The sequence below is a fragment of the Sagittula sp. MA-2 genome (genome assembly GCF_030126985.1).
GTDB lineage: Bacteria > Pseudomonadota > Alphaproteobacteria > Rhodobacterales > Rhodobacteraceae > Sagittula.
Genome location: NZ_CP126145.1, coordinates 1,028,398 through 1,043,148 on the forward strand (window position 1 = coordinate 1,028,398; position 14,751 = coordinate 1,043,148).

The 14,751-nt window shown below is 65.7% G+C and carries 15 protein-coding genes; 5 read left to right on the forward strand and 10 right to left on the reverse strand.

Going from position 1 to position 14,751, the window contains the following annotated elements; all coding sequences use genetic code 11:
- Nucleotides 1-14 precede the first annotated feature (14 nt).
- Nucleotides 15-371, forward strand: a complete 357-nt coding sequence (locus QNI11_RS05175) for a RidA family protein (RefSeq protein ID WP_283982580.1) — start codon at nucleotides 15-17, stop codon at nucleotides 369-371.
- A 6-nt stretch (nucleotides 372-377) separates the two neighbouring features.
- On the opposite strand, the gene QNI11_RS05180 is transcribed toward QNI11_RS05175, so the two are convergent.
- Nucleotides 378-2,153 (reverse strand): FkbM family methyltransferase, encoded by a 1,776-nt coding sequence (locus QNI11_RS05180; RefSeq protein ID WP_283982581.1) that lies wholly within the window; start codon nucleotides 2,151-2,153, stop codon nucleotides 378-380.
- A gap of 182 nt (nucleotides 2,154-2,335) precedes the next feature.
- Here QNI11_RS05180 and QNI11_RS05185 point away from each other — a divergent pair, with 182 nt between their 5' ends.
- From QNI11_RS05185 to QNI11_RS05195, 3 genes are read left to right on the forward strand one after another with little or no spacing between them, the layout of a single operon-like run.
- Entirely contained in the window at nucleotides 2,336-2,716 is a 381-nt protein-coding gene (locus QNI11_RS05185; protein WP_100927531.1) for an NADH:ubiquinone oxidoreductase subunit NDUFA12, read from the forward strand.
- Complete coding sequence (mlaD, locus tag QNI11_RS05190; protein ID WP_100927530.1) at nucleotides 2,713-3,162, forward strand: outer membrane lipid asymmetry maintenance protein MlaD; 450 nt, start codon at nucleotides 2,713-2,715, stop codon at nucleotides 3,160-3,162. Before QNI11_RS05185 ends, mlaD begins: the two co-directional genes overlap by 4 nt.
- Nucleotides 3,159-3,533 (forward strand): DUF2155 domain-containing protein, encoded by a 375-nt coding sequence (locus QNI11_RS05195; RefSeq protein WP_283982583.1) that lies wholly within the window; start codon nucleotides 3,159-3,161, stop codon nucleotides 3,531-3,533. The genes mlaD and QNI11_RS05195 overlap by 4 nt, the downstream gene beginning before the upstream one ends.
- A 23-nt stretch (nucleotides 3,534-3,556) precedes the next feature.
- On the opposite strand, the gene aat is transcribed toward QNI11_RS05195, so the two are convergent.
- The 3 genes from aat to accB all read right to left on the reverse strand — a co-directional run bounded on the left by aat (nucleotide 3,557) and on the right by accB (nucleotide 6,219).
- Nucleotides 3,557-4,210, reverse strand: coding sequence for a leucyl/phenylalanyl-tRNA--protein transferase (aat, locus tag QNI11_RS05200; protein WP_100927528.1), 654 nt, complete (start codon nucleotides 4,208-4,210; stop codon nucleotides 3,557-3,559).
- A gap of 151 nt (nucleotides 4,211-4,361) precedes the next feature.
- Entirely contained in the window at nucleotides 4,362-5,711 is a 1,350-nt protein-coding gene (gene accC / locus QNI11_RS05205) for an acetyl-CoA carboxylase biotin carboxylase subunit (protein ID WP_100927527.1), read from the reverse strand.
- A gap of 16 nt (nucleotides 5,712-5,727) precedes the next feature.
- The gene (accB, locus tag QNI11_RS05210) at nucleotides 5,728-6,219 is read right to left on the reverse strand and encodes an acetyl-CoA carboxylase biotin carboxyl carrier protein (protein WP_100927526.1); all 492 of its coding nucleotides are present in this window, start codon (nucleotides 6,217-6,219) and stop codon (nucleotides 5,728-5,730) included.
- 171 nt (nucleotides 6,220-6,390) lie between these two features.
- On the opposite strand from accB, the gene QNI11_RS05215 reads away from it, so the two are divergent.
- Complete coding sequence (locus QNI11_RS05215; RefSeq protein ID WP_283982585.1) at nucleotides 6,391-7,884, forward strand: AMP-binding protein; 1,494 nt, start codon at nucleotides 6,391-6,393, stop codon at nucleotides 7,882-7,884.
- Here QNI11_RS05215 and QNI11_RS05220 read toward each other — a convergent pair.
- From QNI11_RS05220 to QNI11_RS05245, 6 genes are all read right to left on the reverse strand, one after another.
- A complete protein-coding gene (locus QNI11_RS05220) occupies nucleotides 7,830-8,411 on the reverse strand; it encodes a hypothetical protein (protein ID WP_100927524.1) in 582 nt (193 codons plus the stop codon). The two genes, QNI11_RS05215 and QNI11_RS05220, sit on opposite strands and share 55 nt — an antisense overlap.
- Before the next feature lie 309 nt (nucleotides 8,412-8,720).
- Nucleotides 8,721-10,667 (reverse strand): acetate--CoA ligase, encoded by a 1,947-nt coding sequence (acs, locus tag QNI11_RS05225; RefSeq protein ID WP_100927523.1) that lies wholly within the window; start codon nucleotides 10,665-10,667, stop codon nucleotides 8,721-8,723.
- 112 nt (nucleotides 10,668-10,779) lie between these two features.
- Nucleotides 10,780-11,535, reverse strand: coding sequence for an ABC transporter ATP-binding protein (locus QNI11_RS05230; RefSeq protein ID WP_100927522.1), 756 nt, complete (start codon nucleotides 11,533-11,535; stop codon nucleotides 10,780-10,782).
- A 101-nt stretch (nucleotides 11,536-11,636) separates the two neighbouring features.
- Nucleotides 11,637-12,395, reverse strand: a complete 759-nt coding sequence (locus QNI11_RS05235; RefSeq protein WP_100927521.1) for an ABC transporter ATP-binding protein — start codon at nucleotides 12,393-12,395, stop codon at nucleotides 11,637-11,639.
- A gap of 12 nt (nucleotides 12,396-12,407) precedes the next feature.
- A complete protein-coding gene (locus QNI11_RS05240; RefSeq protein WP_100927520.1) occupies nucleotides 12,408-13,604 on the reverse strand; it encodes a branched-chain amino acid ABC transporter permease in 1,197 nt (398 codons plus the stop codon).
- A gap of 4 nt (nucleotides 13,605-13,608) precedes the next feature.
- Nucleotides 13,609-14,616, reverse strand: coding sequence for a branched-chain amino acid ABC transporter permease (locus tag QNI11_RS05245; protein ID WP_100927519.1), 1,008 nt, complete (start codon nucleotides 14,614-14,616; stop codon nucleotides 13,609-13,611).
- Between the last annotated feature and the right edge of the window lie 135 nt (nucleotides 14,617-14,751).

Genomic DNA, 14,751 nt, shown 5'->3' on the forward strand with positions numbered 1-14,751 from the left:
TCCTGGAGAACAAAGTGACCATCAGACGTATTCATTCCGGCGGCCCGTTCGAGGCCAAGATCGGGTATTGCCGGGCCGTGGTGGCCGGGGGCTTCGTGCATGTCGCCGGCACCGTGGGGCAGGGCGACACCGTCACCGAACAATGCCGCGCGGCGCTGGACGTGATCGGCAAGGCGCTGGCAGAGGCCGGATCGGGCTTCGACAAGGCGGTGCGCGTCAATTACTACCTGCCCGATGCGGCAGAGTTCGAACCCTGCTGGCCGATCCTCTCCGAGGTGTTCGGGGACAACCCGCCCGCGGCGACTATGGTCGAGTGCAACCTGATCGACCCGAAGTACCGGATCGAGATCGAGCTGACCGCGCTCGCCTGAGCGGCCTCAGCTTGCGATCCTCATGGCCTCGTCGACCAGTTGGTAGTCGGGGCCAAGCAGCGCCTGCATCTCTTCCTCAGGCGGCTGCGTCCAGGCGTCCCCTTGGCCGATGAACCCGCCGGCGATCAGGTCCTTCTGGATCGCGGCAAAGTCCGGCTCTCCGATATGCAGACGCTTGCGCGGCGTATCCGAGCGGCCCCATGTGCGGCGCAGATGCTCGATCCAGAGCGGCTTCACCCCGGTGAACCCCTCGATATGGGTCGAGATATGCTGCGTCGCCTTCGACTTGCGCCGCAGGATCATCGCGACCTGTGCATCCGGACGTCCGGCAAAGGCATACAGGTGCAGCGAAGACCCTTCCGCCGCGATGACCTGTTTCGCGGCGCGATAGTGCGCGATTTGCACTTCTAGGCTGTGTTCCTGCGGGTGGAAGACCGTGTAGCCTTCCGCCTCCAGCAAGGCCTCCAGCGCGGCCTCGCCCAGCAGGGCACCGCGCTGCGGCTCAAGCCGTGAGCGGCTGATATAAAGCTTCTCGGGCCCCTCTGCCTTCACCTCCGTAGCGAAACGCGCGGCCATCGCCGCACGGAACTCCGGCGTGCCCTTGCTGATCTCGCCCAGCCCGAACCCCTGTCCCGGCACCACCAGTTCGTCCGGCCTGAGCGCCACGCGCGCTTCCCGGATCTCGAGGCTTGTGCCTATCAGGTTGAGGAAGGCCCGATGGAAGCCGGGCGCCGGATGGTCGTTGCCGGGGTTCTTCGGCACGAACAGGATGCCGTCGAAGTCCGACTGGTCCATCCCCTCAAGCGCCCAGAGGCGGGTGACACTCTCGGTGATGAAATGCGGGAAGTAGCGCCACAGCACCCCGCCCCACAGCCATTTGCCCGGCAGGCGCTCCACCGCGCCCTCCGGCATGGCGGGCGGCACGGTCAGCAGCCGCTGGCCACGCCACAGCCCGGCATGTTGAACCGGCAGACCCTCGCGCGTCAGCACACCCGTTTCCTGCACATGGCTGCGCGCGACAGGCGGCACGACCACCGGCCCTTCCAGAGTCACGCTTTCCCGCGACCAACCTTCGGTCGATTGCGGCGGCGACAGGCGCACCTTGCGGATGCAGGTCCAGACAAAGCGCGTCGACTTCTCCTCGACCTTCGCGAAACCTGCCGCCCGCAGCGCGTCCTTGCACTGCTTGGTGCCCCTGGTGCCGTAAAGGTCGGGGTGAAACTCGATCACCACGGCACGGATGCCGTCAAGGTTGGCATGGCTGAGGAAATCCAGCTCCCCGCCCTCGATGTCCATGATCAGGACAGAGGGCCGGAACTCTTTCCGGACCTTGTCGAAGGCGACGGTCGGCACTTCCACCGGGTGTGTCTGGCGCCCCTCGCGGTCGATCAGCGAAGAGCCGAGGAAGGAGTTACGGACATGGAACGTCATGCTCTCCGGCCGGTCGGGGGCGGAAATCACCAGCTGGTTGCGGACTTCGATCCGGTCCTCCAGCCCGTTCAGCGCATAGAGCTTCTCGATATGCGGCACGAGGCTGGGATTGGCCTCGAACGACAGCACTGCCTCGGGCTTTGCATTCAGCGCGGTCACGGCCCCCACGACGCCAAGGCCAGCGCCCATCTCCAGCACACGGTCGCCTTCGCGCACAACGGCGAGGGCACCGGCGATCTCCTCGCCCTCGTAGCGTGCCTCTGCCATCCGCTTGATGCGCGTCTCGGTCAGGAACGGAGACGATGGCACTTTGACGCCCTTGCAGACGGCCGCGTGGGTCATTTCGGTCATGGCTGCTCGCTTGAGGTGCAACGTATGCGATGATCTTTTCGCCAACTGTGCCACGGTGACCCCGCCACACCAGCGATTTTTGGCAAATGGGTGAAGACAGGGGCCATCTGCGTCACCCGGGCCACTGGACCTTGGCCCCGTGTTTCGCCATACAAGCGATTGAAACGTCGAAGGAGTCGTCCATGGGCATTCTCAAAACCCTTCTGCGCGCGGTCACCTGGTGGAACGGCGCAACCCTGAACACCCTGATGTACACGGCGCGCAAGGGCACGAAGGTCGGCGAGGACGAGCAAGGCAATGCCTTCTACACCGGCGCCGACGGCAAGCGCTGGGTGATCTTCAACGGCGAGGCCGAGGCTTCCCGCGTGTCGCCCGACTGGCACGGCTGGCTGCATTACACCTTCGACGACCTGCCCAGCGAAAAGCCGCTGCCGCACAAGCCGTGGGAAAAGTCCCATATCGAGAACCTGACCGGCACCGCGCTGGCCTATGCGCCCCAGGGCTCCATCCGCCAGGCCCATCCTGCGGAGCGTCAGGACTACGAGGCCTGGAGCCCGGAATGAGCCATTCCGCCGGCGAAGTCACGCTGGGCGCGGCGGTTCTGGCCGGCGCGCTGGCCTTCGGCGTCTACACGATCCAGAGCACGGGCTATTCGCTTGGCGGTACGGGCTATGACCTGACCGCCTCCTTCCGTTCGATCGAGGGCGTGACCGTCGGCACCGACGTCCGGCTGGCCGGGGTGAAGGTGGGAACCGTCACCGACATCGCCCTCAATCCGACGACCTACCGCGCCGACACGGTCGTGACGGTCGAAGACGGCATCCAGATCCCCGACGACAGCGCAATCATCATCGCGTCCGAAGGGCTGCTTGGCGGCAACTACGTGGAAATCTCGCCGGGCGGCTCGCCGTTCTTCTTTGCCGCCGGGGACGAGATCCTCGACACCCAAGGCTCCGTCAGCCTGCTGTCGCTGCTGCTGAAGTACGTCGGCGGAGGGAACGAAGAATGACATTCCGGAAGGCCTTTCTGGCGACCGCACTGGCGGCGCTGTGCCTCGGCGGCGCCGCGCAGGCACAGGAAGAGGTCAATGCCGGCACAGGTGCCGTTCTGCGCGGCCTCGACAAGCTGAACGCCAAGGTGGCGGACTTCACCCTGCGCAACGGCGAAAGCCACGTCATGGGCCTCCTGGAAGTCGTGCTGCGCGAATGCCGCTACCCGGTCGGTGACCCGTCCGGCAATGCCTATGCCTTCCTCACCATCCGCGAGGCGGGCGTCGCCCAGCCGGTGTTCGAAGGGTGGATGGTGGCCTCGTCGCCTGCGCTCTTCCCGCTCGACCACCCGCGTTACGACGTCTGGGTCCTGCGCTGCACGACGGAGTGACGGGCAGGGGGCTGCCCTCCGCTTCAGGAAACGGACCGCTCCGCCCGGTTGGCCGCGTTGCGCGCCACAACCTCTGCGCCGCTTGAGGCCAGCGGCGCCCGCGTCAAGTCGGCGTCCTCCATCAGGGCCCGGGCCAGCAGGTGCCGGTACTCGGACCGGGTGATCTCTGTCGCGCCGAGCGTCGCGAGGTGGGGCGTCAGGAACTGCGTGTCGAACAGGGTGTAACCCGTCCGGCCCAGAAGGTCGGTCAGCCAGGCCAGCGCGATCTTGGAGGCGTCGGTGATCCGCGAGAACATGCTTTCGCCGCAGAAGGCACCGCCCACCGACACGCCATAGACGCCGCCCACCAACGCCCCCCTCGACCAGACCTCTAGAGAATGGGCATGGCCCATGTCGAACAGCTCTTCGTACAGCAGGCGGATTTCGGTGTTGATCCAGGTCTCCGACCGGTCGGCGCAGCCGTCGATTACCCCGCCGAAGCAGGCGTTCAGCGTCACGGAATAATCTTCCCGTTTCAGGCGTTTGGCGAGGCTGCGCGAGATGTGGAACTGCCGGATCGGCAAGACACCCCGACGGCGGGGATCGACCCAGAAGATCTCCGGATCGTCGTGGCGTTCGGCCATCGGGAAGATGCCGGAACGATAGGCGTGCAACAGGAGGTCCGGAGTGACGGTCATGATCCGCGGGCAAGCGACGAGGTGTGCCGCCAACGGTAACGGATCGCCGGGGGCGCGGCAAACGGGTGTTGGCGGCAACGGGGACTGCGCGGGCAGCAGTCGGCTTCAAGCAAAAAAGGCCGCCCCGGGGGCGGCCTCTCGTATCACGCGATCACTTCAGACCGCCGGACTCCAGCCACTTCTCCAGCCAGTGGATGTTGTAGGCGCCCGTGTGAATGTCCTTTTCCCGCAGCAGCGCGTGGAACAGCGGCACCGTGGTGTCGACACCGTCGACGATCAGCTCACCCAGCGCGCGGTTCAGCCGGGCCAGAGCCTCGGGCCGGTCGCGGCCATGCACGATCAACTTGCCGATCAGGCTGTCGTAGTAGGGCGGGATGCGGTAGCCGTCATACAGCGCGGAATCCATCCGCACGCCAAGCCCGCCGGGCGCATGGAAGTGCGAGATCGTCCCGGGCGAGGGCCGGAATTCCGGCAGCTTCTCCGCGTTGATCCGGACCTCGATGGCGTGGCCGTTGATCGTCAGCTCGTCCTGGGTGAAGGACAGCTTCTCACCGGCGGCGACGCGGATCTGTTCGCGCACCAGATCGACACCGAAGATCGCCTCCGTCACCGGGTGCTCCACCTGCAGGCGGGTGTTCATCTCGATGAAGTAGAACTCGCCGTCCTCGTAGAGGAACTCGATGGTGCCCGCGCCGCGATAGCCCATTTCCGAGATCGCGTCGGCACAGATCTTGCCGATCCGCGCACGCTCTTCGGGGGTGATGCAGGGGCCGGGGGCCTCTTCAAAGACCTTTTGGTGACGACGCTGCAGCGAACAGTCTCGTTCGCCAAGGTGGACACCGCCGCCCTGACCGTCGCCGAACACCTGGATCTCGATGTGGCGCGGCTTCTGCAGGTATTTCTCGATGTAGACCTCGTCGTTGCCGAAGGCGGCTTTCGCCTCGGCCCGCGCGGTCTGGTAGGCCCGTTCCATCTGCGTCTCGTCCGCCGCGACCTTCATGCCGCGACCGCCGCCGCCGGCGGTGGCCTTGATGATGACCGGATAGCCGAACTCCGCCCCGATCTTCTTGGCGTCGTCGACCGTGGGCACGCCGCCCGCAGACCCGGGCACGCAGGGAATCCCCAGCGCCTTCGCGGTGTCCTTGGCGGTGATCTTGTCGCCCATCATCGAGATGTGCTGCGCCGACGGCCCGATGAAGGTCAGGTCGTGGTCTTCGACGATCTGCACGAAGCGGGCGTTCTCGGAAAGGAAACCGTAGCCTGGGTGAATCGCCGTGGCGCCGGTCACTTCGCAGGCCGAGATGATCGCCGGGATCGACAGGTAGCTGTCGGGCGACGGTGCGGGACCGATGCAGATGGTTTCATCCGCCATACGGACGTGCATCGCGTCGGCATCCGCGGTGGAGTGCACGGCGACGGAGGGAATGCCCATCTCGCGGCAGGCCCGGATGACGCGGAGCGCAATCTCGCCGCGGTTGGCGATGAGTATCTTGTCGAACATGCTGTTCCTCTTGGGTTTATTCGAGGATGACCAGCGGGGCGCCGTATTCCACGGGTGCGCCGTCCTCGACGAGGATGCGCTTGACGGTGCCGGCGCGGGGGGCCGGGATGTGGTTCATGGTCTTCATCGCTTCGACGATCAGGAGCGTATCGCCTTCCTTGACCTGCGCGCCCACCGAGATGAACGACGGCGCGCCCGGTTCGGGCTGCATGTAGACCGTGCCGACCATGGGAGAGGTCACCGCGCCGGGATGCGCCGCCGGGTCTTCCGGCAGTTCCGCCGCGGCGGCAGGTGCTGCGGGCGCTGCGGCGGCTGCCGGGGCAGGGGCTGCGGCGGGCGCCGGGGCTGCGTAGGTCACCGCCGGTGCCGCGCGCGACACGCGGACGTTCAGGCTGTCGTCCTCGCCGTACTCCCGTTTGACTTCCAGCTCGGTCAGGTCGTTTTCCTGAAGGACCTCCGCCAGGGCCTTGATGAAGGCCACGTCTGTCTCGTGGGTGTTCTTGCTCATGCCGTCCTCGTGCCGTGCTCTTGCCGCTGCCAATGCCGATGGCGCCCGCGCCTTTGGTCCGCGCAGGCTGTCAGCGCTTATAGGTGAGGTTTGCGGCGGTGAAAAGCGACGCCGGCGCAGATTGCGCGGCTCGGCGCTTAATGTTTGGATCAGGCGCAGGGAGGATCGGGCATGAACATAGCAGAATGGCTGACCCGGACCGCCGCCGGGGACCCCGGGCGCGGCGCGCTTTTCGACGGCACGGACTGCGTTTCGGACTACGGCAGCTTCGTGTCGGCGGTGGCGGCGCTGGCTGGCGGTCTGGCGGCGCGTGGCGTGGCTCCGGGCGACCGCGTGGCGATCTTCATGAAGAACACCCCGCAGTACCTCGTGGGGCTCTTCGCCGTCTGGCGCGCGGGCGCTGTCGTGGTGCCGATCAACGCCAAGCTCCACGCGCGAGAGGCAGCCTGGATCATGGAGAACTCCGGCACCTGCCTTGCGCTGGCCACGTCTTCGCTGGCCGGGGCGCTGACCGATGTGACCGGGGTGCCCGTCGTGGCGGCCGGATCGCCGGAGTGGGACGCACTCTTTGCCACGCCTCTGCCGACAGTGGCCCGCGCGCCGGATGACCTTGCCTGGCTGTTCTACACCTCCGGCACCACGGGCCGCCCCAAGGGCGTGATGATCACCCACCGGATGCTGATGACCATGTCGCTGAGCTATCAGGCCGATCTCGAACGGGTGGAGGCCGGGGATGCGACGATCTACGCGGCGCCCCTCAGCCACGGGGCCGGGCTTTACAGCCTGATGCATGGCCGCGCCGGCGCGCGTCACGTCTTCCCGGCCTCGGGCGGCTTCAATGCGGGAGAAACCCTCGATCTGGCGGCGCATTTCGGACGGGCTCACATGTTCATGGCGCCGACGATGGTCCAGCGCCTGACCCGCCACGCGCGCGAGGCGGACCGCCGCGGCGAGGGGCTGAAGACGATCGTCTACGCCGGCGGGCCGATGTATCTTTCCGACCTCCTCGAGGCGACCGAAACCTTCGGTCCGGTTTTCGCACAGATCTACGGGCAGGGCGAATGCCCGATGGGGATCACCGCGCTGACCAAGGGCGAAGTGAGCGACCGGAGCCACCCGGACTGGCGGTCGCGGCTGGGTTCTGTCGGGCGGGCGCAATCCGCGGTGGAGGTGCGCATCGACGGCGCCTCCGAACCGGGCGAGATCGGTGAAATCCTCGTGCGCGGCGACGTGGTCATGCCGGGGTACTGGCGTAACCCGGAGGCCACGGCGAAGACGCTCAGGGATGGATGGCTGTGCACCGGCGACCTGGGCAGCATGGACGCGGACGGTTACGTCACGCTGAAGGACCGTTCGAAGGACCTGATCATTTCCGGAGGCACCAACATCTACCCGCGCGAGGTCGAGGAGGCCTTGCTGGAACATGAGGACGTGCTTGAGGTCGCCGTTCTGGGGCGACCGCATCCTGAATGGGGCGAAGACGTGGTGGCCTTCGTGGTCAGCCGCGGTGCGCTGGACGTGGCCGCGCTGGACGCACATTGCCTGGACCGCATCGCGCGGTTCAAGCGGCCCAAAGCCTACTTCGCGGTCGAGGAATTGCCGAAGAACAACTATGGCAAGGTGCTGAAGACATCTTTGCGCGACATGCTGGCCGCGTCGCCGTAACCCGCCTGAGCCTGGCTGGGCCGCGCCTCCTTGACCTCGATCTCCCGCGGTGCGGGTCTTGCGGGCGGCTCGGGCATCTGCGGCAGCATGAGCGCGGTCTCCTCGCCTTTCTCGGGTTCCCGGTTCGGGAACGGCAGGATCGCGTGCTCGGACGCATTGGCCTTCGCGGCTTCGGGCGCGGGTCGGGGGGCGCCGGTGGCGGCGACGGCCACTTCCGGCTTGTCCTCCGTCGTCTCGTCCGGCTGCCCGGCCGCATGTTCCGTCGCCTGATCGTTCAGCATCTGGCTGATCTTGATCTGCATGATCGACGGCGGCGCGTTATGGTTGCGCGGATCGGGTTTGCCCTGCGCAGTGTTCCAGAACGATGAGGGCGGTTGCGGCGACCCGAGCTGGGTCTCCGGTTGGCGTGCGTCGAGGATTGGCTTGATCTTCTGAACATCCACCGTCTTGTCCTCGACGGCGGGCAGGCCGCGTGTCTGGCCCATCACCTGCGGCGCACTCGTGAAAGAGAGGCCTGAGAGTTGCATTTCCACTGCTCCGTCCAGCGCGCCCCCACCAGACCATGTTTAGCATATGTTCCGCAGTTTCGCAGCCATGCCGCTATAATTGGAAGGAAATTCTGAGGTGCTGATTAACGCAGGCTAAGACCAGGTTGAGGGTGGAAACGAATATCGGGGCATAAATGCGTGCGTTCACCTTCTGTAAACGATCCGCCAGGTGTTTCGAACGGTTGGCTGGCGGTGTCTTCCGAATGCGCTGTTATCCGAAAGGAAACGCGACCGCCGGAGCGGTCGCGCTTTAATTTTATCGCGGCCCTGCGTGGGGCCGTGCAGGCCTCAGTCCTTGTTCATTCTGTTTTCGATGAGGTCGTCGACGACGGCTGGTTCTGCGAGTGTGGATGTGTCGCCGAGTGCGCCGTAGTCGTTTTCTGCGATCTTGCGCAGGATGCGGCGCATGATCTTGCCGGAGCGGGTCTTGGGCAGGCCGGGGGCCCACTGGATGAGGTCGGGCGAGGCGATCGGGCCGATCTCCTGGCGGACCCAGGTGCGCAGCTCCTTGCGGAGTTCGTCCGAGGGTTCGACGCCGTTCATCAGGGTCACGTAGCAGTAGATGCCCTGGCCCTTGATCTCGTGCGGGTAGCCGACGACCGCGGCCTCCGCGACCTTCTCATGCGCCACGAGGGCCGATTCGACCTCCGCCGTGCCCATGCGGTGGCCCGAGACGTTGATCACGTCGTCGACCCGTCCGGTGATCCAGTAGTCGCCGTCGGCGTCCCGGCGGCAGCCGTCGCCGGAGAAGTAATAGCCCTTGTAGTCCGAGAAGTAGGTCTTCTCGAACCGCTCGTGATCGCCCCAGACGGTGCGCATCTGGCCGGGCCAGCTGTCCTTGATGGCCAGCACGCCCTCCGTCGGGACGGCGTCGATCTCTGCCCCGGACTGCGGGTCCAGCACCACGGGCTGCACGCCGAAGAACGGGCGCATCGCCGCGCCGGGTTTCGTGGCATGCGCGCCCGGCAGCGGGGTCATCATGTGCCCGCCGGTTTCGGTCTGCCACCATGTGTCGACGATCGGGCAGCGCCCCTGGCCGATGACGTCGTTGTACCAGTTCCACGCCTCCGGGTTGATCGGTTCGCCCACCGTGCCCAGAAGCCGCAGCGAGGATAGATCGCATTTCGTTGCGAATTCGTTACCCTGGCCCATCAGCGCGCGGATCGCGGTCGGCGCGGTGTAGAACTGGTTTACCTTGTGTTTTTCGCAAACCTGCCAGAAGCGGCTGGCGTCGGGGTAGGTCGGCACGCCCTCGAACATCAGCGTGGTCGCGCCGTTCGCCAGGGGCCCGTAAACGATGTAGGAATGCCCGGTGACCCAGCCCACGTCGGCGGTGCACCAGTAGACGTCGCCATCGTGGTAATCGAAGGTGACCTCGTGGGTGAGGGCGGCGTAAACCAGATATCCACCTGTCGAGTGTACGACACCTTTCGGCTGACCCGTCGAACCGGAGGTGTACAGGATGAACAGCGGGTCTTCGGCATTCATTTCAACGGGTTGGGAGTAGTCGGAGACTTCCAGCGCCATCTCGTTGTAGTCGAAATCGCGGCCCTCGACCCAGGTGGTCTGGCCGCCGGTGCGCTTGACCACGAGGCACTTGACGCTGTCCTTGCAGTGCAGAAGCGCCTTGTCGGCATTGGTCTTCAGCGGGGTCTTGCGGCCGCCGCGCGGCGCCTCGTCGGCGGTGATCACCACCTTTGCGTCGCAGCCGTTGATGCGGGCGGCCAGCGCGTCCGGAGAGAAGCCGGCGAAGACGATGGAGTGGATCGCGCCGATGCGGGCGCAGGCGAGCATGGCGTAGGCGGCCTCGGGGATCATCGGCAGGTAGATGACCACGCGGTCGCCCTTGCGGACACCCAGCGATTCCAGCACGTTGGCCATGCGGCAGACGCGGCGGTGCAGGTCGTTGTAGGAGATCGACTGCGCCTGTTCGTTCGGGTCGTCGGGCTCGAAGATGATGGCGGTCTGGTTGCCGCGGGTCTCGAGATGGCGGTCGACGCAGTTGGCCGCGACGTTCAGCGTGCCGTCCCGGAACCACTCGATCGAGACCTGGCCCAGGGTGAAGTCGACGTTGCGGATCTCGGTCGGCCGCTTCATCCACTCCAGGCGCTCTGCCTGCTCCGCCCAGAACGCATCCGGATCGGAAACGGAGGCCGCATACATCGCCTCGTACTTCGACGCATCCACATGTGCGCGCGACACCACCTCGGACGACGGCGGGTAGGTTTTGGACATTGTCTCTCCTCCTAAATCGGTCAGGGGCAGGGAAAACCTCCCCGCCCCTGAAATCAAGTGGTTCGTTGGTCGTGTGGCCGGGACGGACGGCGCCGCGGCGGGCGCAGCCGGATCAGATCGCCAGGTATTCGGCGCGCAGGGATTCGTTCTCGAGCACCTCGGCGGCGGAGCCGTCGTAGACGATGCTGCCGGTGTCGAGGATCACGGCGCGGTCGGCCAGTTGCAGGGCGCGCACGGCGTTCTGTTCGACGATGATCGTGGTCATGCCCTGTTCCTTGATGTGGCGCAGGGTCTTCTCGATCTCGTCGACGATGACCGGGGCGAGACCCTCGTAGGGTTCGTCCAGCAGCAGGACCTTGATGTCGCGCGCCAGTGCCCGTGCAATGGACAGCATCTGCTGCTCGCCGCCGGAAAGGGTGACGCCCTCCTGCTTGCGGCGTTCGCCGAGGCGCGGGAACAGCTCGTAGAGGCGGTCGAGCGACCAGCCGATCGGCGGCGCGATCTGGGCCAGCTGCAGGTTCTCCTCCACCGTCAGGCCGGGGATGATGCGCCGGTCTTCGGGCACGAGACCCAGTCCCGCCACCGCCGCCTGGTGCGAGCGCATGGTGTGCAGCGGCTGGTGGTCGAGCCAGATCTCGCCCTTCATCACCTGCGGATTGTCGAGCCGCGCGATGGAGCGCAGCGTCGTCGTCTTGCCGGCGCCGTTGCGGCCCAGCAGGGCGAGGATCTCGCCCTCGTGCACGTTGAAGGAAATGCCCTGCACGATGTAGCTCTCGCCGTAGTAGGAGTGCATGTCCCACACGGAGAGGAAGGCGGGCGCCGTTTCGGCGTGGTTGGCGTGTTTCGAAAAATCGGGACGGACGTTCATCTGTGGGTCCTTTCGGAAAGGGAGGCGGCGCATAGCCCCGCCCTACGATATGGCGCGACATGGGACAGGGCGGGGCTTTGCGCCGCCCCGCCCGAGGGCTGTCAGGCGGCGGCTTCGCCCAGGTAGGCTTCCTTCACCTTCGGATGGCCCTTGATCTTCTCGGGCGTGTCCTCGACGAGCGGCGTGCCCTGCGCCAGCACCGTGATCCGGTCGGCGAGGGAGAACACCACATGCATGTCGTGCTCGATGATGGCGATGGTGATGTCGCGCTCTTCCTTGATCTGCCGGAGCAGGTCGATGGTGTTGTTGGTGTCGGCGCGCGCCATCCCGGCGGTGGGTTCGTCCAGCAGCAGCAGTTTCGGCCGCTGGATCAGGCACATCGCCATCTCGAGCCGGCGCTTGTCGCCGCGCGACATGGAGGCCGAGTGCATGTGGCGCTTGTCCAGCATGTTCACCTCGTCCAGCATCTGCTCGGCCTGCGCGGTCAGGTCCCTCTCGCTCGCCACCGACTCGATGGCGTGCAGCCGGTAGGAGCCGTCGCGGCGGGCGAACAGCGGGATCATCATGTTCTCCATAACCGTCAGGTCGCCGAAGATCTCCGGCGTCTGGAACACGCGGCTGATGCCCATCTGGTTGATCTCGTGCGGGGAGCGTCCCAGCACGGACTGGCCGTCGAACATCACCGACCCGGTGTCGGGGATCAGCTTGCCGACGAGGCAGTTCAGGAGCGTCGACTTGCCCGCGCCGTTTGGCCCGATGATCGCGTGGCAGGTGTTCTCTGCCACGCTGAGGTTGACGTCGCTCAGCGCCTTCAGACCGCCGAAGCGCTTGCCCACGTCCTTGACTTCAAGAATGCCCATGGTCCGCTCTCCTTATTCGGCAGGCTTGGTTTCGGTGGCCTTGGTGGCCGCCTTCTTGCGCCCGAACAGGCGTCCGATGCGCTGTCCGCCCTCGACCAGCCCGCCGGGCAGGAAGATCACGACGAGCATGAAGATCACGCCCAGCGTCAGGTGCCAGCCCGCGCCCACGAAGTGCTCCAGCACCCAGACGGTGGCGTTTTCCAGCGGCTCGGGCAGGAAGTCGAACCAGCCGTGCAGCGTGGCCTCGTTGATCTTCGAGAAGATGTTCTCGAAGTACTTGATCATGCCGGCGCCCAGCACCGGGCCGATCAGCGTGCCCGCGCCGCCGAGGATGGTCATCAGCACCACCTCGCCGGAGGCGGTCCACTGCATCCGCTCGGCCCCGGCCAGCGGGTCCATCGCCGCCAGAAGCCCGCCCGCGAGACCGGCGTACATGCCGGAGATGACGAAGGCCGCCAGCGTGTAGGGCTTCGGGTTCAGGCCGGTGTAGTTCATCCGCGTCTGGTTGGACTTGATCGCCCGCAGCATCATGCCGAAGGGCGAGCGGAAGATGCGGATCGACAGGTAGAAGGCGACCAGCAGGATCACCGCACAGACGTAGTAGCCCGCCGAGAAGGTGAAGGACCACGGACCCACCGCCATGTCGTAGGCGGCGCGCATCTCCAGCCCGAACAGGTTGGTGACCGGGATGGAGCCGTCCGCCGTCGCCGACACGCCAAGGATGCGCGGATCGTCCAGCGTCACCTGCAGGCCCGTCTCGCCGTTGGTGATGGGCGTCAGCACGGAGTAGGCCAGCGCAAAGGACATCTGCGCGAAGGCCAGCGTCAGGATCGAGAAGTAGATCCCCGACCTCCGCAGCGACACGAAGCCGATGACCAGCGCGAAGAGTCCAGCGATGATGACCGAGAGGATGATCGCCGGAAGGATGTTCATGCTGAGCAGCTTGAACATCCAGACCGCCGAATAGGACCCCACGCCGAGGAAGGCGGCGTGCCCGAAGGACAGGTAGCCGGTCAGGCCGAACAGGATGTTGAAGCCGATGGCGAAGATCCCGAAGATCACGAACCTCTGCATCAGGTCCGGGTAGCCCGCATTGAACTGTGCCATGGCACTGTTGGCGGGGAAGGGGTTCAGGATAAAGGGGGCGCACATCGTCAGAATGGCGACGATGATCAGCAGGGTGCCGTCTTTTTTGTCTAGTCCGAACATAGGTTTACTCCATCACGCCTTTGCGTCCCATCAGACCGCGCGGACGGGTCAGCAGGATGATGATGGCGACCAGGTAGATGATGATCTGGTTGATGCCGGGGATCGTGGTGGTGGCCCAGGTCGTCGAGGCAAAGCTCTCGAGGATGCCCAGAAGGAACCCGGCGGCCACGGCGCCCGGAAGCGAACCCATGCCGCCGACCACGACCACGACGAACGACAGCACGAGGAAGTCCATCCCCATGTGATAGTTCGGCGCGTTGATCGGCCCGTACATCACGCCCGCCAGGCCCGCCACCGCGGCGGCCATGCCGAACATCAGGGTGAACCGCTTGTCGATGTCGATGCCCAGAAGGCCCACGGTCTCGCGGTCGGCCATGCCGGCACGGACGACCATCCCGAAGGTGGTGAACTGCAGGAAGGCAAAGACGCCGCCGATGATCAGAACGGCGAAGCAGAAGTAGACGATCCGCCAGATCGGGTAGACCACGCCGGGCAGAAGCTGCGCGACACCGGCCAGCGCCTCGGGGGCGGGGGTCTGGATCGGGTTGGCGCCGTAGTAGTGCTTGATCAGTTCTTGCAGCACGATGGCCAGGCCGAAGGTCACGAGGATCTGGTCGGCATGCGGACGCTTGTAGAAGTGCTTGATCAGCCCGCGCTCCATCACGTAGCCGATGATCAGCATGACCGGGATGGCCAGCAGGATCGCCAGCGGCACCGACCAGTCGATCAGCGCGCCGCCCACGTCCGGGCCGAACCAGGCCTCCAGGTAGGGCGTCTTGACCTTCATAGGGTTGCCGAGGAAGTCGGTCTTGCCGGGATCGACCGTCTCGAACGACAGGCCGAACAGCCGCTGCATGGTGACCGCGCAGAAGGCGCCGATCATGAACAGCGCACCGTGCGCGAAGTTCACCACGCCGAGCGTGCCGAAGATCAGCGTCAGGCCGAGCGCGATCAGCGCATAGGCCGAGCCCTTGTCGAGCCCGTTTAGAATTTGAAGCAGGATTGCGTCCATGGACCCCACCTTTGCATTGAGTGTGGAGAAGCCTCCGACGCGCAGTCAGAGGGCGAAAAGAGAAAGCGACAAAGTCAGAGTGCCGGTGCAGCCGGGAAGGGGCCGCGATGCTGTCGGGGGCGTGTCGCCACGCCC

What these genes read in the sequence shown, in the direction of transcription:
- QNI11_RS05180 (WP_283982581.1), bottom strand. Translation starts at nt 2,153, where the DNA reads ATGACCGAAATGACCCACGCGGCCGTCTGCAAGGGCGTCAAAGTGCCA.
- QNI11_RS05185 (WP_100927531.1), top strand. Translation starts at nt 2,336, where the DNA reads ATGGGCATTCTCAAAACCCTTCTGCGCGCGGTCACCTGGTGGAACGGC.
- mlaD (WP_100927530.1), top strand. Translation starts at nt 2,713, where the DNA reads ATGAGCCATTCCGCCGGCGAAGTCACGCTGGGCGCGGCGGTTCTGGCC.
- QNI11_RS05195 (WP_283982583.1), top strand. Translation starts at nt 3,159, where the DNA reads ATGACATTCCGGAAGGCCTTTCTGGCGACCGCACTGGCGGCGCTGTGC.
- aat (WP_100927528.1), bottom strand. Translation starts at nt 4,210, where the DNA reads ATGACCGTCACTCCGGACCTCCTGTTGCACGCCTATCGTTCCGGCATC.
- accC (WP_100927527.1), bottom strand. Translation starts at nt 5,711, where the DNA reads ATGTTCGACAAGATACTCATCGCCAACCGCGGCGAGATTGCGCTCCGC.
- accB (WP_100927526.1), bottom strand. Translation starts at nt 6,219, where the DNA reads ATGAGCAAGAACACCCACGAGACAGACGTGGCCTTCATCAAGGCCCTG.
- QNI11_RS05215 (WP_283982585.1), top strand. Translation starts at nt 6,391, where the DNA reads ATGAACATAGCAGAATGGCTGACCCGGACCGCCGCCGGGGACCCCGGG.
- QNI11_RS05220 (WP_100927524.1), bottom strand. Translation starts at nt 8,411, where the DNA reads ATGCAACTCTCAGGCCTCTCTTTCACGAGTGCGCCGCAGGTGATGGGC.
- acs (WP_100927523.1), bottom strand. Translation starts at nt 10,667, where the DNA reads ATGTCCAAAACCTACCCGCCGTCGTCCGAGGTGGTGTCGCGCGCACAT.
- QNI11_RS05230 (WP_100927522.1), bottom strand. Translation starts at nt 11,535, where the DNA reads ATGAACGTCCGTCCCGATTTTTCGAAACACGCCAACCACGCCGAAACG.
- QNI11_RS05235 (WP_100927521.1), bottom strand. Translation starts at nt 12,395, where the DNA reads ATGGGCATTCTTGAAGTCAAGGACGTGGGCAAGCGCTTCGGCGGTCTG.
- QNI11_RS05240 (WP_100927520.1), bottom strand. Translation starts at nt 13,604, where the DNA reads ATGTTCGGACTAGACAAAAAAGACGGCACCCTGCTGATCATCGTCGCC.
- QNI11_RS05245 (WP_100927519.1), bottom strand. Translation starts at nt 14,616, where the DNA reads ATGGACGCAATCCTGCTTCAAATTCTAAACGGGCTCGACAAGGGCTCG.